Genomic DNA, 24931 nt, shown 5'->3' on the forward strand with positions numbered 1-24931 from the left:
AACAAGGATGTCACTGCCAATGCACCATGCACTGGCAATGACCCCCTCTGTTTTGAGACCTGAGAGATTCACGCCTGCCTTGTGGTGGGCGCTTGCTCCTGCGGTGAGCCGGGGGACAAATCCCGGCCGCTCTTCAGAGTGCAATGTTCACAACGGTCCTTTTGCCTGAGAGTTTCCGGGGCGGTTGCTCCTTCGGCGCTGATGCCACGTGGGCTTCAGTCTCTCCCGTTGTGATTCCGGTCACGGCTTGCAAGTGTTCGTGACCGGTTCAGGGGCACATTGTCCCCTACTTGAGTTCCGCCTTCAAGTCGTTCAGCAACGCGTCCACGGACTCGGGCTGGGTGTCCCAGGCACACATGAAACGGCAGCCACCGCCGGCGATGAACTGGTAGAACTTCCATCCCTTGGCATACAGCGCCTGCACCACTGCCGGGGGCAGTTGCGCGAACACGCCATTGGCTTGCGGCGCATGCAACACCTGCACACCGGCAATGCACTGCAGACCGCTGTACAGCCGCTGGGCCATGGCATTGGCATGGGCGGCGTTGTGCAGCCACACGTCGTTTTCAAGCAGTCCTACCCAGGGCGCCGAGATGAAGCGCATCTTGCTGGCCAGCTGGCCGGCCTGCTTCACGCGGTAGGCAAAGTCCTCGCTCATGGTCTTGTCGAAGAACACCACGGCTTCGCCCACGGGCAGGCCGTTCTTGGTGCCGCCGAAGCAGAGCACGTCGACCCCGGCTTTCCAGGTGATGTCGGCCGGGCTGCAACCCAGGTGGGCCACGGCGTTGGCAAAGCGGGCACCATCCATGTGCAGGCGCAGGTGGTGCTTCTTGGCCATCCAGGAAATCGCGCGAACCTCGTCCACGCTGTAGACCGTGCCCATTTCCGTGGCCTGGGTGATGGACACCACCTTGGGGCGCGGGTAATGGATGTCGCTGCGCTTGGTCACCAGGGCGTTGATGGCCTCGGGGGTGAGCTTGCCCAGCTTGGCCGCGTCGGACTGCGCTTCGGCCACCAGCAGCTTGGAGCCGTTGGAGAAGAACTCGGGCCCGCCGCATTCGTCGGTCTCGATGTGCGCCACCGGCGAGCAGATCACCGAGTGGTAGCTCTGGCACAGCGAGGCCAGGGCCAGCGAGTTGGCCGCCGTGCCGTTGAACACGTAGTACACGTCGCAGTCGATGTCGAACAGCTGGCGCAGCATGTCGGTGGACTTCTGCGTCCAGCGGTCCTCACCGTAGGCGGGCTCATGACCACTGGCATTGGCCTCCATGAACCAGTGCATGGCCTGCGGGCAGGTACCCGCGTAGTTGTCACTGGCGAATTGCTGGCGGTTGGTGGTGGTCATGGTTCTTCTTCGCTTTAGCTGTTGGCGTATTCGCCCACGGGCACGCAGCTGCAGAACAGGTTGCGGTCGCCATAGACGTTGTCGACGCGGCCCACGCTGGGCCAGTATTTTCCGGCCTTGAGGCTGGCCACGGGGAAGGCGGCCTGCTCGCGGCTGTAGGGGTGGTCCCAGGCACCGGCCACCACACTGGCGGCGGTGTGCGGGGCGTTCTTGAGCATGTTGTTGTCCTGCGGCAGCGTGCCTGCTTCCACCTCGGCAATCTCGCCACGGATGGCGATCATGGCGTCGATGAAGCGGTCCAGCTCGGCCAGGGTTTCGCTCTCGGTGGGCTCCACCATCAGGGTGTTGGGCACCGGGAACGACAGCGTGGGTGCGTGGAAACCGTAGTCCATGAGGCGCTTGGCCACGTCCTCGGCCATGACACCGCAGCTTTCCTTGAAGTGGCGCAGGTCCAGGATGCACTCGTGCGCCACGTGCCCGTTCTCGCTGGCGTAGAGCGTGGGGAAGTGGGGCGCGAGACGCGTGCTGATGTAGTTGGCGGCCAGGATGGCCGACTCGGTGGCCTGCTTGAGGCCTTCGGCACCCATCATGCGGCAGTACATCCAGCTAATGGGCAATACGGCTGCGTTGCCCAGCGGGGCTGCAGAAACAGCTCCTGTTTTGCTAGCAATGCCGCCTGCGGCATGGCCCGGCAGGAAGGGCACCAGGTCTTCGACCACGCACACAGGGCCGACACCGGGGCCGCCACCGCCGTGGGGGATGCAGAAGGTCTTGTGCAGGTTCAGGTGGCTCACGTCACCGCCGAATTCGCCGGGGGCGGCAACACCCACCAGGGCGTTCATGTTGGCACCATCCACGTAGACACGGCCACCGTGGCTGTGCACCAGGGCGCACAGTTCCTTCACGGTGGTTTCGAACACGCCGTGCGTGCTGGGGTAGGTGATCATGATGGCGGCCAGGTTGGCGCTGTGCTTCTCGCAGGCGGCCTTCAGGTCGTCCATGTCCACGTTGCCGTTGGCGTCGCACTTGGTCACCACCACCTGCATGCCCACCATCTGGGCGCTGGCGGGGTTGGTGCCGTGCGCGCTGCTGGGGATCAGGCAGATGTTGCGGTGGCCTTCGCCACGGCTTTCGTGCCAGCCCTTGATGGCCAGCAGGCCCGCGTACTCGCCCTGGCTGCCCGCATTGGGCTGCAGGCTGATGCCCTTGTAGCCGGTGGCAGCGCAGAGCCAGTCGCGCAGTTGCTGGTCCAGTTCGGCGTAGCCCTGGCGCTGGTCCGCGGGGCAGAAGGGGTGGATGTTCGCAAACTCGGGCCAGGTGATCGGAATCATCTCGCTGGTGGCGTTGAGCTTCATAGTGCAACTGCCCAGCGGAATCATGCTGCGGTCCAGCGCCAGGTCCTTGTCGGAAAGTGCGCGGATGTAGCGCAGCATGCCGGTCTCGGAGTGGTGGGTGTTGAACACCGGGTGGGTCAGGTAGCTGCTGGTGCGCTGCAGGCTGGCCGGAATCAGCGCCGGAGCGGCGGCGGCCAGGGCCTCCACGTCGGGCAGGGCCGCGTCGGGCGCAAAGGCGCGCCACAGCAGGGCCAGGTCGTCGCGGCTGGTGGTTTCGTCCAGCGACATGGCCACGCATTGGCCGCGCAGGCTGCGCAGGTTGGCACCTGCCTGCAAGGCGCGCTGCACCACGGCCTGGGCGGCAGCGGCACTACCCAGATCCACCGTGAGGGTGTCAAACGCCGTGCCGTGCAGCGGGGCAAAGCCCAGCTGGCGCAGGCCCTGGGCCAGGATGGCGGTGTAGGTGGCCACGCGCTGGGCAATCCGCTTCAGTCCGGCGGGGCCGTGGTACACAGCGTACATGCTGGCAATCACAGCCGGCAGCACCTGCGCGGTACAGATGTTGGAGGTGGCCTTCTCGCGGCGGATGTGCTGCTCGCGGGTCTGCAGCGCGAGGCGGTAGGCGGGGTTGCCGTGGCTGTCCACGCTCACGCCGACCAGGCGGCCGGGCAGGGAGCGCTTGTACTCGTCGCGGCAGGCCATGAAGGCCGCGTGCGGGCCGCCGGCACCGAAGGGCATGCCAAAGCGCTGGGTCGACCCCACCGCAATGTCGGCGCCCATTTCGCCCGGGGCCTTGAGCACGGTCAGGGCCAGCAGGTCGCAGGCGAGGATCAGGGCCGCGCCCTTGCTGTGGATGGTGTCGGCGCTGAGCTGCCAGTCGGCCAGCCAGCCACTCGATCCGGGGTACTGGTTGATGGCGGCAAAGTAGTCGTCACCCGCGATGGCGGCCTGCCATTCGTCGGTAGAACGCACCACCTTCACCGTGTAGCCCAGGGGCGCGGCGCGGGTCTGGATGACTTCGATGGTCTGGGGGTGGCAGTCACCGCTGACGATGAAGGTGTTGCCTTTGGCCTTGACCGAGCGCTTGGCCAGGGTCATGGCTTCGGCCGCGGCGGTGGCTTCGTCGAGCATGGAGGCGTTGGCCATGGGCATGGCGGTCAGGTCGCACACCATGGTCTGGAAGTTCACCAGGGCTTCCATGCGGCCCTGGGAGATTTCGGCCTGGTAGGGCGTGTAGGCGGTGTACCAGGCGGGGTTTTCCAGGATGTTGCGCAGGATCACGCCGGGCGTGTGGGTGCCGTAGTAGCCCTGGCCGATGAAGCTCTTGAGCACCTTGTTCTTGGCCGCCAGAGCCTTCAGTTCGGCCAAAGCCGCCGCTTCGCTGATGGCCGCCGGAATGGCCATGCGGTCGGCGCGGGCGATGGAACGTGGCACCACGCTGTCCACCAGTTCGGCACGGGTGCTGCAGCCCACGGCGGCGAGCATGGTCTTTTCCTCGTCGGCGTCAAAGCCGATGTGGCGGGCAATGAATTCGCTGGGGTTTTCCAGGCTGGCGAGGCTGGCGGAAGGTGTGGCGTTGGCGGACATGGTGGAACTCGAAAAACAGGAAGGGGGCCGGCGGGCGCAAAGGTTCTGGGAGCCGCAGCCCGGTTTGCCGGTGCTGCGGCCAATCAGGCAGAAGGTTAGGCGTTCTGCTCGTAGGTCTTGTAGCTGGTCTCGTCCATCAGGCCGTCCAGTTCAGCGGGGTTGGACAGCTTGATCTTGAAGAACCAGCCCGAACCCATGGGGTCGCTGTTGGCCAGCGAGGGGTCGGCACGCAGGTCTTCGTTCACGGCCAGCACTTCACCAGTGACGGGCATGTACACGTCGGCAGCGGCCTTCACGGACTCGACCACACCGGCCACGTCCTTGGCTGCCAGGGTCTTGCCGACTTCGGGCAGGTCCACGAACACCACGTCGCCCAGGGCGTCCTGGGCGTGCTGGGTGATGCCGACGGTGGCGGTGTCGCCTTCAATGACAAGCCATTCGTGGTCGGGGGTGAATTTGATGTTCATGGAGTACTCCTGGAAAAAGTTTGAAAAATGAATCCTGTGGTGAATTTCCGCCGACGGCAACTGTAGCCGCAGTCGGCGTGCTCCGGTGGTTAGCCGCGGTAGTAGCGGTTGGGCACAAACGGCATGCTGGAGACCACCATGGGCACCGGTTTGCCGCGCACGATGGCCACGACCTTGCTGCCCAGCGCGCTGAAGGCGCTGTCCACGTAGCCCATGGCCACGCATTGGTTGATGGTGGGGCCGAGCAGGCCGCTGGTGACTTCGCCGATCTTGTTGCCGGCGCCGTCTTGCAGTTCGGTGTGTTCGCGCACGGGAATGCGTTCCTGGGCCACCAGTCCTACGCGTTTCCGGGTTCCGGCCCCCGTGGAATCTGCGAGAGCAGCTAGTATTTTTGTAGCGCCAGGGAAGCCGCCTTCGCGTGCACCACCGGGACGGCGGACCTTTTGCATGGCCCACAGCAGGCTCGCCTCCACCGGGGTGGTGGTGGTGTCGATGTCGTTGCCGTAGAGGCAAAGGCCGGCTTCCAGGCGCAGCGAGTTGCGTGCACCCAGGCCGATGGGTTTGACTTCGGGCTGGGCCAGCAGGGCGCGGGCCAGCACTTCGGCTTGCGATTCGTGCACGGAGATCTCGAAACCGTCTTCGCCGGTGTAGCCGCTGCGGGTCAGGAACACGTCGATCTTCTGGGCACCAGTGTCCACGGTGAAGTTGCCACCGGTCATGAACACCAGCTTTTCCACGCCGGGCGCCAGGCGCGACAGGGCGGTGACGGCCTGCGGGCCCTGCAACGCCAGCAGGGCCATCTCGGGCATGGGTATGACCTGGCAGCGTGCGCCGATCTTGGCCTGGATGTGGGCGATGTCGCCCGCCTTGCAGGCACCGTTGACGATGACGAAGATCTCGTTGTTGCCCTTGTTGAAGAACATCAGGTCGTCAATGATGGTGCCTTCCTCGGTGGTCAGCAGGCCGTAGCGCTGCTTGCCCACGGGCAGGTCGATCACGTCCACCGGCATCAGGGTTTCGAAGGCGGCGGCGGCGTCCGGGCCCACCAGGCGCAACTGGCCCATGTGCGACACGTCGAACAGACCGGCCGCATTGCGGGTATGGTGGTGCTCGGCCATCAGGCCAGCGGGGTACTGCACCGGCATGGAGTAGCCGGCAAAAGGCACCATGCGCGCGCCAAGCTCGATGTGCAGGGCGTTGAGCGGCGTGGTCAACAGGGTTTGGTCAGCGGACATGGGCTTTTCTCCGAAAAGTGCATACACATTGGCATGCAGGGCAACCTGAAACTCACGGCGCCTTGCGGTGCCGGGAGGCTGCCCCCTGTCCTTGGTACCTGAGAGATTCACCGGGCCTGCGTGCACCTGGGGTGCGCAGACTGCGGCTTGCTCCTTCGGTGGGTCACACGGCGTCCATGACGGTGGGTGCAACCTCTCTCCAGTGGGTGACGCAGGCGCTTTGCTTCGCCTACGGTAGTCAGTCCTTTTGCCTGAGCGTTCAGAGGGCTGCAATCAGCCTTCCTGCGCCTTCGGCGGCCCCATGGCGGGGCTCTCTCCTGACGAAGCCGACATTCTAATTCAGGCGCCAAGCCGATACACTGCCCGATTTCGAAAAATCCACGTCAGTTCTCTTCCGTCCATGTTATCTGCCTTACGCTTGGCCGCGATGGCCCTGTATTTCGTACCGGCGTCGCTGCTGAACCTGTTGATTGTCTTCCTGCGGCCCTTCAATACCGACAACAGCCGCTGGTGTGGCAACGTCTATGGCCGCCCGGTGTTGCGCCTGTTCGGCCTGACCGTGCACCGCGAACTGGAGACCCTGGAGGCGACTCCGCACCCCTATGTGATCGTGGCCAACCACCAGTCCAACCATGACCTGTTCCTGCACGGCACCGTGGTGCCCCGGGCCACCGTATCGATCGGCAAGACCAGTCTCAAGTGGATGCCGCTGTTTGGGCAGATCTATTGGTTGGCCGGCAGTGTGCTGATCGATCGGGGAAACGCGTCGAGTGCCAAGCAGTCCATGCTGCAGACTACCGAGGTGATGCAGCAGCAGAAGACATCGATCTGGGTGTTTGCCGAGGGCACGCGCAACCATGGAAAGGGTCTCAAGCCGTTCAAGAAGGGCGCCTTCCAGATGGCCATCAGTGCCGGCGTGCCCATCGTGCCGGTCTGCGCCAGCACCTACAAGCGCAGCATGTGCCTGAACCGCTGGCGTGCCGGGCACATCATCGTGCGCTCGCTGCCGCCCATTCCCACCACCGGCATGTCCCTGGATGACATGCCGGCCCTGATGGACCGGTGCCACGCCCAGATGCAGCAGTGCATTGCAGAACTCGACGCGCGTGTGGCGGAACTCGACAGTGCGGCCTGAGGCGGCATGAAAAAGGGCCCCGCAGGGCCCCGTGGATTGCGCGGATCGCGTCTTACATCGCGCCGTAGTTCGGGCCACCACTGCCCTCGGGCGTGACCCAGACGATGTTCTGGGTCGGGTCCTTGATGTCGCAGGTCTTGCAGTGCAGGCAGTTCTGCGCGTTGATCTGCAGGCGGTCGCTGCCGTCATCGTTCTTCACGTATTCGTACACACCTGCGGGGCAGTAGCGCGCTTCGGGGCCGGCGTACTTCTTCAGGTTCACCGCCACGGGCACTTGAGCGTCCTTGAGCGTCAGGTGCGCGGGCTGGTTTTCCTCGTGGTTGGTGTTGCTGATGAACACGCTGGAGAGGCGGTCGAAGGTCAGTTTGCCATCGGGTTTGGGGTAGACGATGGGCTGGCACTCCGATGCGGGCTTCAGGTACTCGTGGTCGGCCTTGGTGCGGCGCAGGGTCCAGGGCATGGCACCGCGCAATACCAGCTGCTCGAAGCCGTTCATCAGCGTGGCCACGACGAGGCCGTGCTTGAACCAGTTCTTGAAGTTGCGGTCCTTGTTCAGCTCGGTGTGCAACCAGCTGGCATCGAAGGCATCGACGTAGGCCGTGAGTTCGTCGTGCTGACGGCCTGCAGTCACCGCCTCGTACGCTGCTTCACCGGCCAGCATGCCGGTCTTGATGGCGGCATGGCTGCCCTTGATGCGGCTCACGTTCAGGAAGCCCGCGTTGCAGCCCACCAGTGCACCACCGGGGAACACGAACTTGGGCAGCGAATTGATGCCGCTGGCGTTGATGGCGCGGGCGCCATAGGACAGGCGCTTGGCGGTCACTTCGCCCTTGTCGTTCTCGAAGTACCAGCGAACGCGGGGATGGGTCTTCCAGCGCTGGAACTCCTCGAACGGGCTCAGGTAGGGGTTGGCGTAACCCAGACCGGTGACGAAGCCCATGGCCACCTTGTTGCCGTCCAGGTGGTACAGGAAGGCGCCGCCGTAGGTGTCGTTCTCCATGGGCCAACCGGCGGTGTGCATCACGAAACCGGGCTTGTGCTTCTTGGGGTCGATCTCCCACACTTCCTTGATGCCGATACCGAAGCTCTGCGGGTCCTTGCCGGCGTCGAGCTGGTACTTGGCAATCAATTGCTTGCCCAAGTGGCCACGGGCGCCTTCGGCAAACACGGTGTACTTGCCCAGCAACTCCATACCGAGCTGGAAGTTCTCGGTGGGCTGGCCATCCTTGCCGATGCCCATGTTGCCGGTGGCTACGCCCTTGACGGAGCCATCTTCGTTGTACAGCACTTCGGCGGCGGTGAAGCCAGGGAAGATTTCCACGCCCAGGCTTTCGGCCTGCGTGGCCAGCCAGCGGGTCACTTCACCGAGGCTGATGATGTAGTTGCCGTGGTTGTGGGCAAAGGGCGGCAGCATGAAGTTGGGAACGCGGTAGCCATCCTTTTCCGACAGGAACACGTAGGCATCGTCCGTGACCGGCTGCTTGAGCGGGGCGCCTTGTTCCTTCCAGTCGGGGAACAGTTCGGTCAATGCCCTTGGGTCCATGATGGCGCCGGACAGGATGTGTGCGCCAGGCTCCGAGCCTTTTTCGAGTACGACTACCGAGACATCGGTTCCCTTTTCCGCTGCCAGCTGCTTGATGCGGATGGCGGTGGACAGGCCGCCGGGGCCGCCGCCAACGACAACGACGTCGTATTCCATGGATTCACGGGGGCCGAACTGATCCAGAATTTCTTGGTTGGTCATGTGTGTCTCACTTGATAATGGGGCCTGGTAGTCGCCAAGTCAGGTTGCGCACGGCGCACGGCGGCTGCGCAGGATTCTAATGGCGGTTTTTGTAAAAAAGAACGGTCGTTCGTTTTTATTAAGTGGAGTCTCTCTAAATGGCGTACAGCATCGATCTTTCGGGCCGCGTGGCCTTCATTACCGGCGCCTCGGGTGGGCTGGGTGCCCAGTTTGCACGGACACTGTCGCAGGCGGGTGCCGCCGTGGTGCTGGCGAGTCGCCGGGTGGACAAGCTCAAGGAGCTGCGCGCCATTATCGACGGTGAGGGCGGCGACGCCCATGTGGTGGAGATGGACGTCACCAACCATGACTCGATCAAGGCGGCGGTGGCCCATGCGGAAACCGAAGTCGGCTCGATCGATATCTTGGTCAACAACTCGGGTGTCAGCACCACGCAGCGCCTGCAGGATGTGCAGGAAGACGACTACGACTTCATCTTCAACACCAACGTCAAGGGCGCCTTCTTTGTGGCGCAAGAGGTGGGTAAGCGCATGCTGGCCCGCGCCAAGGGGGCGGCACCGGGCAGCTACACCGGCGGGCGCATCATCAACATTGCGTCGATGGCGGGTCTGCGTGTGTTGCCGCAAATCGGCGTGTACTGCATGAGCAAGGCAGCGGTCATCCAGATGACCAAGGCCATGGCGCTCGAGTGGGGCAAGTTCGGCATCAACGTCAATGCCTTGTGCCCGGGCTATATCGACACCGAAATCAACCACCACCACTGGCAGACAGAAGCCGGACAGAAGCTGGTGCAGATGTTGCCGCGCAAGCGGGTCGGGCACCCGTCCGACCTGGATGCCATGCTGGTCACCCTGTGTTCGGACCAAAGCCATTTCGTCAATGGCGCGGTGATTGCCGCCGACGACGGATTTGGCGTCTGAACGATTAGTCTTTTGCACAAAAAAAGCTACCTGCCTTTGTATTTCAAGCGCAGGCAGCTTTCTTTTTCATAGCGTCAATCAGCGTGGCGCGAGGCGGATGGCGCCGTCCAGTCGGATCACTTCGCCATTGAGCATGTCATTCTCGAAAATGTGCACCGCCAGCTTGGCGTAGTCCTGTGGCGTACCCAGGCGCGAAGGGAAGGGCACACCGGCGGCCAGCGCATCCTGCACTTCCTTGGGCATGCCGAACAGCATGGGCGTGCCGAAGATGCCGGGAGCGATGGTCATGTTGCGAATACCGTTGCGAGAGAGGTCCCGTGCAATCGGCAGGGTCATGCCGACAATGCCACCCTTGGAGGCCGAGTAGGCAGCTTGGCCGATCTGTCCGTCGTAGGCGGCCACCGAGGCGGTGGAGATCATCACGCCACGTTCGCCGGTGGCTTCGGGTTCGTTCTTGCACATGGCGTCCGCTGCCAGGCGGATCATGTTGAAGCTGCCCACCAGATTCACGTTGATGCACTTGCTGAACGTGGCCAGGGCATGGGCGCCGTTCTTGCCTACGGTTTTTTCGGCTGGGGCGATGCCCGCGCAGTTCACCAAGCCCATGAGCTTGCCCATGGACACGGCCTGAGCGACGACGGCTTGGCCATCGGCCTCACTGCTCACGTCACATTTCACGAACGCACCACCGATGTCCTTGGCGACGGCTTCGCCTTTTTCCACCTGCATGTCGGCCACGACGACCTTGCCGCCCTTGGCAGCCAGCATGCGTGCCGTGCCTTCGCCCAGGCCCGATGCGCCGCCGGTGACGATGAATACTTTTCCTGCGATGTCCATGGTGTGCTCCAGTTGATGAGATTTTTGCTTTACGTTTACGTAAACGTCAATTATGGCCCAGAACACTTTCGTGAAGAAGCTTTGGGAGGTGGCAAAAAAACACGCTATAATTCCAGCTTCGACTCAGGCACATAGCTCAGCTGGTTAGAGCACCACCTTGACATGGTGGGGGTCGTTGGTTCGAGTCCAATTGTGCCTACCAAATTCCTGCTGTTTGCTGCAGCGCGCTAGGGTAAACCTAGGGGTGTTGCAGCAGGGGGCAACCTACAATGTGTTGCAGTGCAATACACGTAGTCCGCCCAGCGCGTCGGCCCCATCCATGCAAAGCAGATCCACACAGAAGCCCTCGGACGTTCGCGTCATCAAGAAATACCCCAATCGGCGTCTGTATGACACCGACACGTCGAGCTACGTGACGCTGGGGGACATCAAGCGACTGGTCATGGATAACGAACCTTTTCTGGTGCGTGATGCCAAGACCAACGAGGACCTGACGCGCAGCATCCTGCTGCAGATCATTCTGGAAGAGGAGGCTGGTGGCTCGCCCATGTTCACCGCGCCGGTGCTGGCCAATATCATCCGTTTCTACGGTCATGCCATGCAGGGGTTCATGGGTGGATATCTGGAAAAGAACATGCAGGCCCTGATGGATCTGCAGGCGCCCATGATGTCCGGCATGGTCAACAACAACCCGTTCCAGCAGGTGCAGGAACAGTTTCAGAAACAAACCGAACAATTCTTCGGGAACTTCGGCATCAAGCGCTGAATTGGCGCGGGGGTGCGGTTCCCGAACCGTGATGTATGAACGCAGAAAGCACGACCACCGCATCGACCACCGCCGCGCCCAAAGTGGGCTTCGTCAGCCTGGGTTGCCCCAAGGCGCTGACCGATTCCGAACTAATCCTCACCCAACTGAGTGCCGAGGGCTACCAGACTTCCAAGACCTTCCAGGGTGCGGATCTGGTCATCGTGAATACCTGCGGTTTCATTGACGATGCGGTCAAGGAAAGCCTGGACACGATCGGAGAGGCGCTGGCCGAAAACGGCAAGGTCATCGTAACCGGTTGTCTGGGCGCCAAGTCCGGGCACGATGGTGGCAACCTGGTGCAGCAAGTGCATCCCCGCGTGCTCGCAGTGACGGGACCGCATGCCACGCAAGAGGTTATGGATGCGGTGCACCGCAACCTGCCCAAACCGCATGACCCGTTCATGGACCTGGTGCCCAATGCCTTTGGGGTTGCGGGCCTGAAGCTCACGCCCAAGCATTACGCCTACCTGAAGATCAGCGAAGGCTGCAACCACCGTTGTACCTTCTGCATTATTCCTTCCATGCGTGGTGACCTGGTGTCGCGCCCGGTCGGTGATGTGTTGTCGGAAGCACACGCGCTGTTCGCCGGTGGCGTGAAGGAATTGCTGGTCATCAGCCAGGACACCTCGGCCTACGGTGTCGATGTGAAGTACCGCACCGGGTTCTGGGACGGCAAGCCGGTCAAGACCCGTCTGCTCGATCTGGCGCAGAAGCTGGGTGACATCGCTGCGCAGTACGGCGCCTGGGTGCGCTTCCACTATGTTTACCCCTATCCGGCAGTGGATGAGATCATTCCGCTGATGGCCAGTGGTCATGTATTGCCTTACTTGGATGTGCCTTTGCAGCACAGCCATCCGGATGTGCTGCGCCGCATGAAGCGTCCCGCCAGCGGCGAGAAGAATCTGGAGCGCATCCAGGCTTGGCGTGCAGCCTGTCCCGATCTGGTGATCCGCAGTACCTTCATTGCCGGATTCCCGGGCGAGACCGAGGAAGAATTCGAGCACCTGCTGCAGTTCATGCGTGAGGCCGAAATCGATCGTGCGGGCTGCTTTGCCTATAGCCCTGTCGAAGGTGCTACGGCCAATGCGTTGGACGGGCAGTTGCCCGCCGAAGTGCGCGAGGAACGCCGCGCGCGTTTCATGGCCGTGGCCGAAGAAGTGTCGGCCACCAAGTTGGCGCGGCGCGTGGGAGCCACCATGCAAGTGCTGGTGGATTCGGCGCCGGGCCTGGGCAAGAAAGGTGGCGTGGGGCGCAGTTATGCCGATGCACCCGAGATCGATGGCGTGGTTCGCCTGTTGCCGCCCGAGAAGATCAGCAAGACGCTCAAGGTCGGTGAATTCACCAAGGCATGCATCGTGGCGGCACAAGGCCACGATCTGGTCGCGCAACCGATTTGATCAGGCGGCAGCCAAAAGCAAAAAAGCCGCTGAAGCAGCGGCTTTTTAAACTATCCATGGTGCCCAGGAAGGGACTCGAACCCCCACGACATTACTCGCTAGTACCTGAAACTAGTGCGTCTACCAATTCCGCCACCTGGGCCATTTTCCAGCCAAACAAAAGGCCGCTGTCATGCGGCCACTTGAAATGATTCCACTGTATTATCAGTGGTGCCCAGGAAGGGACTCGAACCCCCACGCCTCGCAGCGCTAGTACCTGAAACTAGTGCGTCTACCAATTCCGCCACCTGGGCATTTCAGGAAAGAGAGCATTGTATCAAAAAAAATAGCCAAACCAGCGCGTTGCTGGAAGAACTCGAAGGAACCGTGCAGGGACATCGTGACGGACACGGTTTCGTCTCCCCCGACGACGGCTCTGCCGACATTTACCTGCCCCCCAACGAGATGCGTGCGGTGCTGCACAAGGACCGGGTCAAGGTGCGCATCGTGCGCAGCGACCGCCGGGGCCGCCCCGAGGGCCGTGTCGTGGAGATCGTCGAGCGTTCGCAGCAGCCCATCATCGGCCGTCTGTTGCAGGAGAGTGGTGTCTGGATCGTGGCACCCGAAGACAAGCGCTATGGTCAGGATGTGCTGATCCCCAAGGGGGCGGCGCAGATTGCAAAAAGTGGCCAGGTGGTGGTGGTCGAACTGGTGGGGCCGCCCGCGCTGTACACCCAGCCGGTGGGCCGCATCAAGGAAGTGCTGGGTGAGGTTGACGACCCGGGCATGGAAATTGAAATTGCGGTGCGCAAGTACAGCGTGCCGCACGAGTTCTCGCAGCCCTGTCTGGCATTGGCCCGCACACTGCCCGACGCGGTGACGGAAAGCGACATGCAGGGCCGCATCGACCTGCGTGATGTGCCGCTGGTCACGATCGACGGTGAAGACGCCCGCGACTTCGACGACGCCGTGTATTGCGAGCCCGCAACGCGGGGGCGTGGTAGGTCTGCCGTCAAGGGATGGCGTTTGCTCGTGGCGATTGCCGATGTCAGCCACTATGTCCAGAATGGCTCCGCCATCGACATTGATGCGTACGACCGTGCCACCAGCGTGTACTTCCCGCGCCGCGTGATTCCCATGCTGCCGGAGAAGCTGTCGAACGGACTGTGTTCGCTCAATCCGGAAGTCGAGCGCCTGTGCATGGTATGCGACATGTTCGTGAGCCAGGCCGGAGAAGTGCTGGCCTACCAGTTCTACCCCGCCGTGATGTGGAGCCATGCCCGCTTCACCTACAACGAGGTGGCTGCGATCCTGGCCAACACCAAGGGGCCTGAGGCGCTCAAGCGCGGCAAGGACAGGGTGGACAACCTGCTGAACCTGTTGGGTGTCTACGAGTCGCTGGCCCAGGCTCGCGCACAGCGTGGCGCGGTGGATTTCGAGACCACCGAGACACAGATCGTTTGCGACGACAACGGCCGCATCGAGAAGATCATTCCGCGCACCCGCAATGTGGCACACCGCGTCATTGAGGAAGCCATGCTGGCTGCCAATGTGTGCAGTGCCGACTTCATCGCTGCGGGCAAGCAGTTCGGCCTGTACCGTGTGCACGAAGGTCCTACCCCAGAGAAGATCGAAGTGCTGCGCAACTACCTGCGTGCCACGGGCGTGGGCATGACGATCAGCGACGAACCCAGCCCGGGTGAGTTCCAGGCCATTGCCAACGCCACCAAGGAACGGCCGGATGCGCAGCAGATCCATTCCATGCTGCTGCGCTCTATGCAGCAGGCGATCTACACCCCCATCAACAGTGGTCACTTTGGGCTGGCTTTTGAAGGCTATACCCACTTCACCAGCCCTATCCGTCGGTACCCGGACCTGCTGGTGCACCGGGTCATCAAGGCGATCCTGAACGGGACCAAGTACCACCTGCCGACGCTGCCGATCCCTGGCGAGGCCCACGCCAAGTTGGCGCGGCGCCTGGAAAAATCCAATGCGGCCAAGGGTGAGGCTGCAAGCAAACCCAAGAAGAGCAGTGGCGAGATGATGGGCTGGCAGGCAGCCGGCCTGCATTGCAGCGCCAACGAGCGCCGGGCGGACGAGGCCAGCCGCGATGTGGAGGCCTGGCTCAAGTGCAAGTACATGCACCAGCATTTGGGCGAAGAGTTCTCGGGCGTGGTCAGCTCTGTCACCAGCTTTGGTTTGTTCGTCACGCTCGACGCCTTGTTCGTCGAAGGCCTGGTGCACATCACCGAACTCGGTGGCGAGTACTACCGCTTTGACGAGGCACGCCAGGAACTGCGCGGTGAGCGCTCCGGCATGCGTTATGCGATTGGCACCCGTGTCAACGTGCAGGTCAGCCGGGTCGACCTGGATGGCCGACGCATTGACTTCCGTCTGGTCAATGACGACTTCGGGCAGGGCGCACGGCCGGTTGCGGACAAGTCTGGTGGTGACGAACGACAGCGCGAGCGCAGGGTGTTCAAGGGCAGTGCGCCCGAGGCGAAAGCCGCACAGCAACCTGCCAGGCGCCATGGCCGCGACGTACGTTCCGCCAAGCCACGACCAGAGCACGGCAAGCGCAACAGCCGCAAGCGCAAATAGGCCATTCGGCGCGACTTCCCCTTTTCGGGAAGAGCGCCGCGCTCAGTGCCGGTTCAAGAGGCCGGAGGCGGGGCGCACGGGTGCCGTGAACCCCTCATCCTGGCCGGCCAATCCGTGCTGATAGACCGCGCAGGCCGCTGCATCCCACGCGGACTGCCCGGCCGCCAGACCGGCGCCAACCATGCCGGCAAGTACATCACCGCTGCCCGCAGTCGCCAACCGAGCATTGCCCGTGGGGTTGATTGTGGGCGTGCTGTCTGGGGCGGCCAGCACGGTACCAGAACCCTTGAGCACGACGCAGGCCTGGAATTTGTCGGCCAAAGCCTGCGCCGCATGCAGGCGATCGCCTTGTACGGCGGCCGCAGTGGTGCCCAGCAGACGTGCCGCTTCCAGGGGGTGGGGCGTGAGCACGGTAGGCTTCGCCATGGAGCGTGATCGCAGCAGGGGCTCCAGCGTCGGTGTTTCCGCTACCGCATTGAGGGCATCTGCGTCGAGCACCAGGCGCGCGCTGTCCTGCAGCAGGGCGGGCAGCCACTCTACCAACCGACCGCCGCCGCCGCATCCCGCCACTACGGTGAGCTGCTGCCAGTGGAGCTTGTGCGGCGAACGAAACATCAGTTCGGGCTGCTGGTCATCGAAGCGGGGCGCCTTCGGATCGAGGGCAGCGACATACACGCGGCCGGCACCGCTGAGCAGGGCAGCACGTGCCGACAACAGTACGGCGCCCAACATGCCTTCATCACCACCGACCACCGCGACATCGCCGAAGCTGCCCTTGTGGCTGGCATGTGCCCGCGGCCTGGGCGCTGGTCGTGGATTCAACTGCGCCATCGGGGATGCGATGGGTGCCACCCCCAGCGTGTCGAGCCATAGGTCGCCGCACGTGTCGCGTCCCTGGTTCGTGAACAGGCCGGGCTTGAGTCCGAGAAACGTCAAGGTGGCGTGGGCGTGTACCGTGCCCGGTTGGGCGCTGCCGGTATCGGTGTCGAGCCCGCTGGGGCAATCGACGGCGATGATGGGCGTGCCACTGGCGTGCATGGCATGCACCCAGTGCGCGTGCTCCGTGCCCAGCACCCGTACCAGACCGATGCCGAACAGTGCATCGATGCAGACGTCGAAGGTCTGCGGCACGTCGGTGCCGATGGATACCCCGGAATCCCTCGCTTTTGCTATCGAAAGAGCAGCATCCTGCGCATAGTGGGTGAGGGCGTGGTGGCTGATGTGCACTCTCTTGCCCCAAGCCTGCAGGTGCACGGCGGCCTCGAAGCCATCGCCGCCGTTGTTGCCCGGGCCGCAGGCGATCCAGACTGTGCGGGCATGGGGTGCCAGGGCCTGCGTCAGGCGCGCCAACGCCAGTCCGGCACGCTGCATCAGGGTATGGGGTGGTAGCGCGCCAGCGGCTTGCGCTTCCAGGGCGCGCAACTGGGCCACGCTGTACAACGGCAAGGCTGCGGTGGTGGCGATCCGGTCCGCCGCAACAATGCACTCAGAACTCAAAAACCTCTCCTTCGCGGGCCAGGCGCACATCCAGCCCGTTCAGCGGCGTGGGGTGCTGGGCTAGCGCCTCGGCAAACACTGCCTCCAGTGCGTCGTCGCTGCGGGTGGGCTCGTGGTGGGTGCAGAACACGGTCTTTGCACCGGCGCGTTGGGCCATGGAAATGCTGGTGGAGAAGGTGCCGTGTCCCCAGCCCTTCTTGGAGGGGTACTCCGCGTCGGTGTAGGACGTGTCGGCAATGAGCACATCGACCCCGCGCACGGCATCGTCGATGATCTGGTTCTTCTCGTCGACAAAGCCCTGGTACTCGGCGTAGCCCTCGTCGCCAGGTTCGTAGATGTTGTAGGGAGGCTCGTGGTCACCGGTGAAGAACACGGACTTGCCTTTGGAATCGATGCGGTATCCCAGGTTCACCACGGGGTGGCTTAGCAGGCAGGGCGTGATGGTGGCGCTGCCGATGGTGACAGGCTGTCCCGGCATCAGCGTGACGTACTCGAAGCGCGCCTTCATTTCCGCTTCGCGCACCGGAAAGTAGCTGTACTGCAGCTGAACGGACATGACCTGTTCCACGCCTTGCCCGGTGACGGGGTCAAAGCCGCCGTGCAAGCGGACGGTGTTGCCGGGAATGAAGTTGGGAATGAAGAAGGGCAGGCCCTGGATGTGGTCCCAGTGGGAGTGGGTGATGAGTATGTTGGCCTGGACGGGCAGCTCGGCCAGCAGTGTCTGCGACAGCGGAAAGATGCCGGTTCCGGCGTCGAGGATGAACAGTTCGTTGTCGTCTGTGCGGACCTCGATGCAGGTCGTGTTGCCACCGTAGCGCACGGTCTTCGGCCCCGGGGAAGCGATGGAGCCGCGGACTCCCCAAAAACGAACTTTCATGGCAGCTCCCTTCGTGCGCGGTGACTAGAGTTTGGCAAACACCTGTGCTTCTTCGAACAGGGGCTGAAGGTCACCCATATGGGCAATCAGGCCATCGAGGTCGTAGCCAAGGCGCTTCTGTACCGCGGCCGGGAACGGGTGCACGATGACATTGCCGCCGAACCCGAAGTTCAGCTTCTTGCTGATCTGGTTGGCCGCGAAGACGCAGGCAATGGTGTCGGAGTCATGGGTGTGCTCGCCGTGCTGGTAGCGGATGGCCTCCACCAGATGCGGCGCGAAGCGCCATTTCTCTGCCAGCATGGCCCCCACCACGGCGTGGTCGGCACCGATGGTCTGCTGCAGCACGTCGTGCAGGGACACCTGGTGCTCCCGGCTAACCGTGAGGGCGCGACCGAACTCCTTGGGCATGAATTGCGCAAAAACCACCTTGCCGAAGTCGTGCAGCAGGCCGGCAATGAAGCAGTCCATGGGGTCGGCGTCGTCAGCGTATTTGGCCGCGATCTGCTTCGACAGTGCGGCAGTGGCCAGCGAATGCAGCAGGTACTGGTTGGCATCGAAACCCGCTTCATTCTGCTTGGGCAGCATGCCGATCGCGGCGATCGAGAGCGCCAGGTTCTTGATGGTGTTGAAGCCGAGGTAGACGACGGCATGGCCAATGGAGGTGACCTGTTTGGGCAGGCTGTAGTAGGCCGAATTCACCACCTTGAGCACCTTGACCGTCACCACCGGGTCCTTGTCGATCACGTCGACCAGATCCTTGGGGTTGGCATTCACGTCGCGCGTGAGTTCCAGAATGCGTTGCACGCTTTTCGGGAACGCCGGCATGGCGTCCACCGCCGCAGTCAGTTTTTGGGACAGTTCAGGGCTCATGGCTTCACAGAGTATGGGACTGATTGTGTCAGTTTGCCGCAATCGCGTCACGTGCCACGCGGCGCAGCAGCCACACCAGGCCGGTGGCGGCGACGGTCAGGCCCACCACCAGGGCACTCCAGAACCCTTGCGCCGCCATGGGCTCGGCTGGGTGCCAGGGGGCCCAGTCGGGGGCCAAACCCAGCACCATGCCCAGCGGAAGCGAAAACACCCAGAAGGCGGTGAGGTGGATGGCCATGGGTGCGCGTGTGACCTTGTAGCCGCGGATGGCGCAGCTGATCACCACCTGGGCCGTGTCGGACAACTGGAACAGCGCGGCCAGGAACAGCAGCTCGGCCGTCAACGCGATGACGGCCGCGTCTGTGGTGTACATCGCAGCAATCTGGTGGTTGAACAAGGCCATGCCGGACGCCGACAGTACCGCGAACACCATGCCAGCGCCCACGCCGGTCCAGGCACGAAAGCGCGCTTCGCGGTACAGCCCCGCCCCCAAGCCCTGGCCCACCCGGGTCAGCAGTCCCAGCCCCAAGCTCAGCGGCACCATGAATACCAGCGAGGCGAAGTTGAGTGCAATCTGGTGCGCGGCTGCCTGGGTGCTGCCGAACTTGGCGATCAGCAGGGCGATCAGGCCGAAGGCACTGGTTTCGGCGAAATAGGTCAGGCCGATGGGCAGGCCCAGGCGCAGCAGGTGGGCGATGGTGGGCCACTCGGGGGGCTCCCAGGCAGCGAAGGGCCAGGTGGCGCGGTACGCGTCGGCGCGGTGCATCCACCACAACAGGGCCAGCAGGTTGAACCACACGCACAGCATGGTGGACCAGGCGCAGCCCAGGCCCCCCAGTTCCGGCAGGCCAGCGCGGCCGTAGATCAGCAGCCAGTTGATGGCGGTGTTGAGTACCAGCGCGAGCAGCGCGATGACCATGAGCGGTTTGGTCTGGTTGATGCTGGCGCTGTAGCCATAGAGCACACGGTAGCAGGCGAATGCGGGCAGGGCCCAGCTGGAGATGTGCACGAAGCGCGTGGCCAGATCGCGGATATGCGGGGTGATGTCCATGGTCTGGAATACCAGGGCGGCCAGGTTGGCCGCGGCCATGGCGACGACCCCGACCCCCAGCGCCTTCCAAAGGGCCTGACGGACCACATGGGGAACGGCGTCGAATTCCCGTGCGCCCACATGGTGGGCCACCATGGGGTTCACGGCCATCATGATGCCCATGATGGTGATGATGACCATGTTCCACACCGATACACCCAGCGATACCCCGGCCAAGTCGGCTGCGCTGTAGTGTCCAGTCATGGCGACATCGGCCACGGCCATGCCCACAGTGGCCAACTGGCCGATGAGGATGGGCCAGGCCAGGTGCCATAGCGCCCGCAATTCGCCCCAGACTTGCTGGCGGCGGCGGACTCCGGGGTGGGGGAAGAATTGTTCGGGCATGCTGCTGTACGGACGGAGACTCAGGGGGTGACGTCCACCGCCTCCAGGGGTTCTTGCCAGGGGTCGAATCCGGTGATCAGGGCACAGGCCACCAGCACCAGAAAGCCGCCCGCGAACATGCCGGTCCCCAGCGATTCACCAAGGAAAAGATGTCCCCACACAACCCCGAACACCGGGATCATGAAGATGGGACTCATGGCGGCCACCGGTGTCACATGCACCATGATGCGCAGGTGCAGCCAGTAGGCCAGGCCCGAGGTCAGCACGCCCATCACCACCACGGCAGCCAGTGCGTGGGGGGTGAATACGGCCTGCGGCCAACTCCAGGCCGCACCCGGCAGCAGCATCAGCAGGGCCAGCGCGTGCAGGCCTGCCGCGATCTGGATCGGTTGCATGCGTGTGATGGCACGCTTCATGAGGGGCGCCGAAATGCCGTAGCAGGCCGATGCCAGCACGCAGGCGCCTGCGGCCAGCAGCACTTCCGTGGTGATCTGCACCGGCCCCAGCCCAACGATGAGCCCGACCCCGGCGAAGCCGCTCAGGCAGCCCAGCACCTTGCGCAGCGTCAGGTGGTCTTCCCCAAGCCAGGAAGAACTGAACAGACCGAAGATCACGGCCGTGGAATTGAGCAGCGCACTGTAGCCCGAGGGCAGGTGCAGCCCGGCCCAGGCGTAGAGCATGAACGGTACAGCCACCGAGAGCAGGCCCAGCACGGCCAGTTCGCGCCAGTGCGCCAACGGCCAGCGCTGGTGCAGCAGGCGCAGCAACAATGCCAGCGTGATCGTGGCCAGGCCAATGCGCAGTACGGCCAGCACGCTGGGGCCCAGCACCGGGCTCGCGATGCGGATGAAGAGAAAAGAGGCGCCCCACAGTGCAGAGAGGGCCACCAATTGCAGGAAATGGAGAGGTTTCAAGGTGCCCCTATTGTGCGGTACGCAGTGCACCAAATTGGCGCGAAAGGTCTTTGCGGAGCACCTGCGGAGCGCAGGGACAAGGCCTGCCCTGGTGGCGCTTGGCCGGGGTGGCTGGGATAATCGTGGGATGACACTCCGTACCCCTGAACTCCTGGCACCGGCGGGCTCGCTGGATATGCTGAAAACGGCATTTGCCTTTGGCGCCACCGCCGTGTATGCGGGCCAACCCCGCTACTCCTTGCGCGTGCGCAACAACTCCTTCGGCAGCCTCGACGTCCTGAAGGCCGGCATCGACCACGCCCACGAAAAAGGCGGCAAGTTCTTCCTGGTCTCCAACCTGATCCCGCACGACGGCAAGCTCAAGCACTACGTGGCCAACATGGAACCCGTCATCGCGCTCAAGCCCGACGCCATGATCATGTCCGACCCCGGCCTCATCATGATGGCGCGCGAGGCCTGGCCCGACATGGAGATCCACCTCTCGGTGCAGGCCAACACCGTCAACTCCGCAGCGGTGAAGTTCTGGCAGAAAGTGGGCATATCGCGTGTCATCCTCTCGCGTGAGTTGTCCCTGGACCAGGTGGCACAGATCCGCCAGGAATGCCCGGACATGGAGCTCGAAGTGTTCGTGCACGGTGCGCTGTGCATCGCCTACTCGGGGCGCTGCCTGCTCTCGGGCTACTTCAACCACCGCGATGCCAACCAGGGCACCTGCACCAACGCCTGCCGCTGGGACTACAAGACCCACACTGCCGAGGTGGATGCCAGCGGTGACGTGCTCAATCCCCCCGGAAAATCCGGCGCCGGCTGCGCTAACCACGGTAGCGGACAAACGCTGCCCGAGGAAGCCCGCAACTCCATTTCCTACCTGCTCGAAGAAAGCAACCGCCCCGGCGAGTTCATGCCCATCGAGGAGGACGAGCACGGTACCTACATCATGAACTCCAAGGACCTGCGCGCCATCGAGCACATCCAGCGCCTGGTGGAGATCGGTGTGGACAGCCTCAAGATTGAAGGCCGCACCAAGAGCCCCTACTACGTGGCACGCACCTGCCAGAGCTACCGCGCCGCCATCGACGACGCCGTGGCTGGCCGTGAACTCAACCCGGCGTTGCTGGGCCAGCTCGAAGGCCTGGCCAACCGGGGTTACACCAGCGGCTTCTTCCAGCGCCACACCCCGGAAGCGACCCAGAACTACCTGCGCGGCTTCTCCGAGAGCGGGCGCAGCCAGTACGTGGGCGATGTGCTGGAGTACGACGCCGCACGTGGCCTGGCCAAGGTCAATGTGCGCAACAAGTTTGGCGTGGGCGACTGGCTGGAGATACTGCATCCGAGTGGCAACTTTGACGTGCAGCTCACCCGCATGGAGAACGCCGATGCCGCAGAGGTGCAGGTGGCACCGGGCAGTGGTCACACCATGTGGATTCCCTTGCCCGAAACCGCAGTGGGCGCCTTCGTGGCGCGCTACCTGACACCGCGCGAGGAAGCGGCGCTGCCTGCCTGACGCAGGCTGGTTTCATACGCTATTCATTTTGTAGCACCCTGCGCAGTATCTGTGCGGGCTAGGGCCCAATTTAACCCCCTTCATTATCCTGTAGGGGTCAGCGTGCCATGTATGCGGCGCGAACTTCGGGTGCCAGCTTCTCCAGCGCGTAGCGCAGCATGGTGCGCGGCATGTGGTGGGCGTGGGCATCGAGAAAGCCACGCAGCGCGGCGGGGTCGCGCTTGCCCACCTCGCGCAGCATCCAGCCGCAGGCCTTGTGCATCAGGTCCTCCCGGTCACCCAGCAGCTGCTCGCACAGGCGCAGCGTGTCGGCGTGCTCGCCGGCTCGGATGAAAGCGAAGCTTGCCAACACGGCAATGCGGCGGTCCCACAGCACGGGTGACTGCGCCAGCGTGTAGAGCAGGGTGCGGTCGCGCGGCAGCAGGTGCCCTCCCACGATCGCCGGGGCTGAGGCGTCGACCAAATTCCAGTTGTTCACACGGTCCCGGTGGGCCAGGTAGGCATCGAACACCGCTTGTCGCTCGGCGTCCGGCGCCCGCTTGCGCTGGTACTGCGCCACCAGCACCAGCAATGCCAGCAAGCGCGCTTCGTTGTAGGGCGACTGCAGCAGGGCGACGCACTCCACTACGGGCAGGTTGCGAAAGGCAGGCAGTACGCTGCGCACCTGGGGCACCGGCAGGCCGAGGAACTGGTCGCCCTCTCCGTATTGGCCGGGGCCACATTTGAAGAAGCGCTGGAAGAACGCGGCCTTGGCGGGGTCGCGCTGGGCACTGAGGGCGTGCAGGGCCTGCGGGGCGGTATGTGTCATGGTCCGGTTGTACCGCAGCTGCGGCCTGCGTTGTACAGTGGCCGCCTGAACCTCTGACCCGGAGCCACCCATGCAGCACATCCTCGTCTACGCCGATTCCCTCTCCTGGGGCATCATTCCCGGTACACGCCAGCGCCTACCGTTTGATGCCCGCTGGCCCGGTGTCATGGAAAACCTCCTGACGGCCCAAGGGCGCCGTGTGCGCGTGGTGGAGGATTGCCTCAATGGCCGGCGCACGGTATGGGACGACCCGTTCAAACCCGGGCGAAACGGCTTGCAGGGCTTGGCCCAGCGGATCGAATGCCAGTCGCCGCTGGCCCTGGTGGTGCTCATGCTGGGTACCAACGATTTCCAGTCCATGCACCCGCACAAGGCCTGGCATGCGTCGCAAGGCGTGGCCACGCTCGTCAACGCTATCCGCAACGCGCCCATCGAGCCCGGTATGCCGGTGCCGCCGATTCTTGTGGTGGCGCCGCCACCGATCCGCACACCGGCCGGTCCCTTGGCCCCGAAGTTTGCAGGGGGCGAAGCCAAGTGCGTGGGTCTGTCCGCGGCCTTGCAGGCCGTGTGCACCGAGCTCGGTTGTGCCTTCTTCGACGCCGGGACTGTCGCCACTGCCAGTGTGGTGGATGGCGTGCACCTCGATGCCGATCAGCACCTGCGTCTGGGCGAGGCCATGGCGCCTGTGGTGGCAGCGCAATTGGGCGCCGGCGGCTAGGCTTTGGCGTCCCCAAGCTGGGTCAGCCGTTGCAGGAACTTCTGCGCCAGCGGCGACAGGCTCTTGCGACGCGGGTAGACCACGTGCCATGCCGAGGCGATGGGGAAGCCCGGCAGCTCCAGCACGCGTACCCCCTGCGATGATGGCGTCTTGCCCAGGGCATGGCGCGAGACAATGCCGTAGCCCAGGCCAGCAGCCACGGCTTCCTTGATGGCCTCGTTGCTGCCGAGTTCCATCAGCAGTCCGGGCCGAAACCGCCGTGCTGCAAAGCTTGCGTTCACCGCCATGCGGGTGCCGGACCCCGCTTCGCGCAGGATCAGGCGTTCGCTCTTCAGGTCGCTCAGTGTTCGCGGGAGCTGCAGGCTTGCGCCGCGCCGTGCATGCGGTCCAATGAGCACCAGCGGGTTGGACATGAATACCTGGTCCTGCAGGTCCATGTCGGCCGGCGGCTGTGACATGACATAGAGGTCGTCGCGGTTGTCGCGCAGTCGTTGCACCACGCCGTCGCGGTTGAGAACCTCGATGGCAACGTCGATGTGCGGGTGTTCGCGGCAGAACTGGCCGATGAGGCGCGGAATGAAATACTTGGCCGTGCTCACCACGGACACCTGCAGGCGTCCTTTCTGCAAGCCATGGAGCAAGCCGACGGTCTGCTCCAGTCGCTCCCATTCGTCGACCATGGTGCGGGCAGTACGCGCCAGTTCCAACCCGGCCTGCGTGAGGTAGACCTTGCGGCCGATGACCTCGTACAGCGGCATGCCCAGTGCCTGCGTGACCTCACGCAGTTGCATCGAGGCCGTGGGCTGGGTCACGTGCATGGCGCGCGCGGCCTGGCTCACGGAGCCGGTGTCGGCCAGGGCCAGGAACAGGCGCAACTGCCGGAAGGTGATATTCATAGATGAAAGTCTATGTAAAAGCA

General features: G+C 63.6%; 20 protein-coding genes, 3 tRNA genes and 3 riboswitches. Of the genes, 8 read left to right on the top strand and 15 right to left on the bottom strand.

Going from position 1 to position 24931, the window contains the following annotated elements; genetic code table 11:
- Positions 1 to 143: 143 nt before the first annotated feature.
- Positions 144 to 238: riboswitch (glycine riboswitch) on the bottom strand.
- Between the two features lie 48 nt (positions 239 to 286).
- The 4 genes from RQP54_RS08840 to gcvT form a co-directional block, all read right to left on the bottom strand.
- Complete coding sequence (locus tag RQP54_RS08840) at positions 287 to 1345, bottom strand: low specificity L-threonine aldolase (protein WP_315677881.1); 1059 nt, start codon at positions 1343 to 1345, stop codon at positions 287 to 289.
- A 14-nt stretch (positions 1346 to 1359) separates the two neighbouring features.
- Complete coding sequence (gcvP, locus tag RQP54_RS08845) at positions 1360 to 4266, bottom strand: aminomethyl-transferring glycine dehydrogenase (RefSeq protein WP_315677882.1); 2907 nt, start codon at positions 4264 to 4266, stop codon at positions 1360 to 1362.
- A gap of 95 nt (positions 4267 to 4361) precedes the next feature.
- On the bottom strand, positions 4362 to 4733 hold the full coding sequence (gene gcvH, locus RQP54_RS08850; protein WP_315677883.1) for a glycine cleavage system protein GcvH: 372 nt from the start codon (positions 4731 to 4733) through the stop codon (positions 4362 to 4364).
- 89 nt (positions 4734 to 4822) lie between these two features.
- Positions 4823 to 5968: a glycine cleavage system aminomethyltransferase GcvT gene (gene gcvT / locus RQP54_RS08855; protein WP_315677884.1), complete on the bottom strand. Its 1146-nt coding sequence runs from the start codon at positions 5966 to 5968 to the stop codon at positions 4823 to 4825.
- Positions 5969 to 6043: 75 nt separating this feature from the next.
- Positions 6044 to 6181, bottom strand: a riboswitch (glycine riboswitch).
- Between the two features lie 16 nt (positions 6182 to 6197).
- Positions 6198 to 6298: riboswitch (glycine riboswitch) on the bottom strand.
- 70 nt (positions 6299 to 6368) lie between these two features.
- On the opposite strand from gcvT, the gene RQP54_RS08860 reads away from it, so the two are divergent.
- Positions 6369 to 7103 carry a 1-acylglycerol-3-phosphate O-acyltransferase gene (locus tag RQP54_RS08860; RefSeq protein WP_315677885.1) on the top strand — a complete coding sequence of 245 codons (735 nt, stop codon included), beginning with the start codon at positions 6369 to 6371 and terminating at the stop codon, positions 7101 to 7103.
- 52 nt (positions 7104 to 7155) lie between these two features.
- On the opposite strand, the gene RQP54_RS08865 is transcribed toward RQP54_RS08860, so the two are convergent.
- Positions 7156 to 8847, bottom strand: coding sequence for an electron transfer flavoprotein-ubiquinone oxidoreductase (locus tag RQP54_RS08865; RefSeq protein WP_315677886.1), 1692 nt, complete (start codon positions 8845 to 8847; stop codon positions 7156 to 7158).
- A gap of 137 nt (positions 8848 to 8984) precedes the next feature.
- Between RQP54_RS08865 and RQP54_RS08870 the strand changes: the two genes are divergently transcribed.
- Positions 8985 to 9767, top strand: a complete 783-nt coding sequence (locus tag RQP54_RS08870; protein ID WP_315677887.1) for an SDR family oxidoreductase — start codon at positions 8985 to 8987, stop codon at positions 9765 to 9767.
- A 78-nt stretch (positions 9768 to 9845) separates the two neighbouring features.
- On the opposite strand, the gene RQP54_RS08875 is transcribed toward RQP54_RS08870, so the two are convergent.
- Entirely contained in the window at positions 9846 to 10604 is a 759-nt protein-coding gene (locus tag RQP54_RS08875) for a 3-hydroxyacyl-CoA dehydrogenase (RefSeq protein ID WP_315677888.1), read from the bottom strand.
- 125 nt (positions 10605 to 10729) lie between these two features.
- Between RQP54_RS08875 and RQP54_RS08880 the strand changes: the two genes are divergently transcribed.
- The 3 genes from RQP54_RS08880 (at position 10730) to rimO (ending at position 12809) form a co-directional block, all read left to right on the top strand.
- Positions 10730 to 10806, top strand: a tRNA-Val gene (locus RQP54_RS08880).
- Between the two features lie 117 nt (positions 10807 to 10923).
- A complete protein-coding gene (phaR, locus tag RQP54_RS08885) occupies positions 10924 to 11370 on the top strand; it encodes a polyhydroxyalkanoate synthesis repressor PhaR (RefSeq protein ID WP_315677889.1) in 447 nt (148 codons plus the stop codon).
- A gap of 35 nt (positions 11371 to 11405) precedes the next feature.
- A complete protein-coding gene (gene rimO, locus RQP54_RS08890; protein ID WP_315677890.1) occupies positions 11406 to 12809 on the top strand; it encodes a 30S ribosomal protein S12 methylthiotransferase RimO in 1404 nt (467 codons plus the stop codon).
- A gap of 57 nt (positions 12810 to 12866) precedes the next feature.
- On the opposite strand, the gene RQP54_RS08895 is transcribed toward rimO, so the two are convergent.
- Both RQP54_RS08895 and RQP54_RS08900 read right to left on the bottom strand, forming a co-directional pair.
- Positions 12867 to 12951 (bottom strand) — tRNA-Leu (locus RQP54_RS08895).
- Positions 12952 to 13017: 66 nt separating this feature from the next.
- Positions 13018 to 13102: transfer RNA gene (locus RQP54_RS08900), tRNA-Leu, on the bottom strand.
- A gap of 49 nt (positions 13103 to 13151) precedes the next feature.
- Between RQP54_RS08900 and rnr the strand changes: the two genes are divergently transcribed.
- On the top strand, positions 13152 to 15389 hold the full coding sequence (gene rnr / locus RQP54_RS08905) for a ribonuclease R (protein WP_315677891.1): 2238 nt from the start codon (positions 13152 to 13154) through the stop codon (positions 15387 to 15389).
- 42 nt (positions 15390 to 15431) lie between these two features.
- Here the strand turns inward: rnr and RQP54_RS08910 are convergent, their stop codons facing one another.
- From RQP54_RS08910 to RQP54_RS08930, 5 genes are read right to left on the bottom strand one after another with little or no spacing between them, the layout of a single operon-like run.
- Positions 15432 to 16886 carry an NAD(P)H-hydrate dehydratase gene (locus RQP54_RS08910; protein ID WP_315677892.1) on the bottom strand — a complete coding sequence of 485 codons (1455 nt, stop codon included), beginning with the start codon at positions 16884 to 16886 and terminating at the stop codon, positions 15432 to 15434.
- On the bottom strand, positions 16876 to 17763 hold the full coding sequence (locus RQP54_RS08915) for an MBL fold metallo-hydrolase (RefSeq protein WP_315677893.1): 888 nt from the start codon (positions 17761 to 17763) through the stop codon (positions 16876 to 16878). Before RQP54_RS08915 ends, RQP54_RS08910 begins: the two co-directional genes overlap by 11 nt.
- Positions 17764 to 17787: 24 nt before the next feature.
- Positions 17788 to 18633: an HDOD domain-containing protein gene (locus RQP54_RS08920; protein WP_315677894.1), complete on the bottom strand. Its 846-nt coding sequence runs from the start codon at positions 18631 to 18633 to the stop codon at positions 17788 to 17790.
- A gap of 28 nt (positions 18634 to 18661) precedes the next feature.
- Complete coding sequence (locus RQP54_RS08925; protein WP_315677895.1) at positions 18662 to 20068, bottom strand: MATE family efflux transporter; 1407 nt, start codon at positions 20066 to 20068, stop codon at positions 18662 to 18664.
- Between the two features lie 20 nt (positions 20069 to 20088).
- Positions 20089 to 20982, bottom strand: coding sequence for a DMT family transporter (locus RQP54_RS08930; RefSeq protein WP_315677897.1), 894 nt, complete (start codon positions 20980 to 20982; stop codon positions 20089 to 20091).
- A gap of 127 nt (positions 20983 to 21109) precedes the next feature.
- Between RQP54_RS08930 and yegQ the strand changes: the two genes are divergently transcribed.
- Positions 21110 to 22486, top strand: a complete 1377-nt coding sequence (gene yegQ, locus RQP54_RS08935; protein ID WP_315677898.1) for a tRNA 5-hydroxyuridine modification protein YegQ — start codon at positions 21110 to 21112, stop codon at positions 22484 to 22486.
- Positions 22487 to 22583: 97 nt separating this feature from the next.
- On the opposite strand, the gene RQP54_RS08940 is transcribed toward yegQ, so the two are convergent.
- Positions 22584 to 23294 carry a DNA alkylation repair protein gene (locus RQP54_RS08940; RefSeq protein WP_315677900.1) on the bottom strand — a complete coding sequence of 237 codons (711 nt, stop codon included), beginning with the start codon at positions 23292 to 23294 and terminating at the stop codon, positions 22584 to 22586.
- A 70-nt stretch (positions 23295 to 23364) separates the two neighbouring features.
- Between RQP54_RS08940 and RQP54_RS08945 the strand changes: the two genes are divergently transcribed.
- Positions 23365 to 24012: an SGNH/GDSL hydrolase family protein gene (locus tag RQP54_RS08945; RefSeq protein ID WP_315677901.1), complete on the top strand. Its 648-nt coding sequence runs from the start codon at positions 23365 to 23367 to the stop codon at positions 24010 to 24012.
- On the opposite strand, the gene RQP54_RS08950 is transcribed toward RQP54_RS08945, so the two are convergent.
- A complete protein-coding gene (locus RQP54_RS08950; protein WP_315677902.1) occupies positions 24009 to 24908 on the bottom strand; it encodes a LysR family transcriptional regulator in 900 nt (299 codons plus the stop codon). The genes RQP54_RS08945 and RQP54_RS08950 overlap by 4 nt on opposite strands.
- Between the last annotated feature and the right edge of the window lie 23 nt (positions 24909 to 24931).

Source organism: Curvibacter sp. APW13, from assembly GCF_032337135.1.
GTDB lineage: Bacteria > Pseudomonadota > Gammaproteobacteria > Burkholderiales > Burkholderiaceae_C > Allorhodoferax.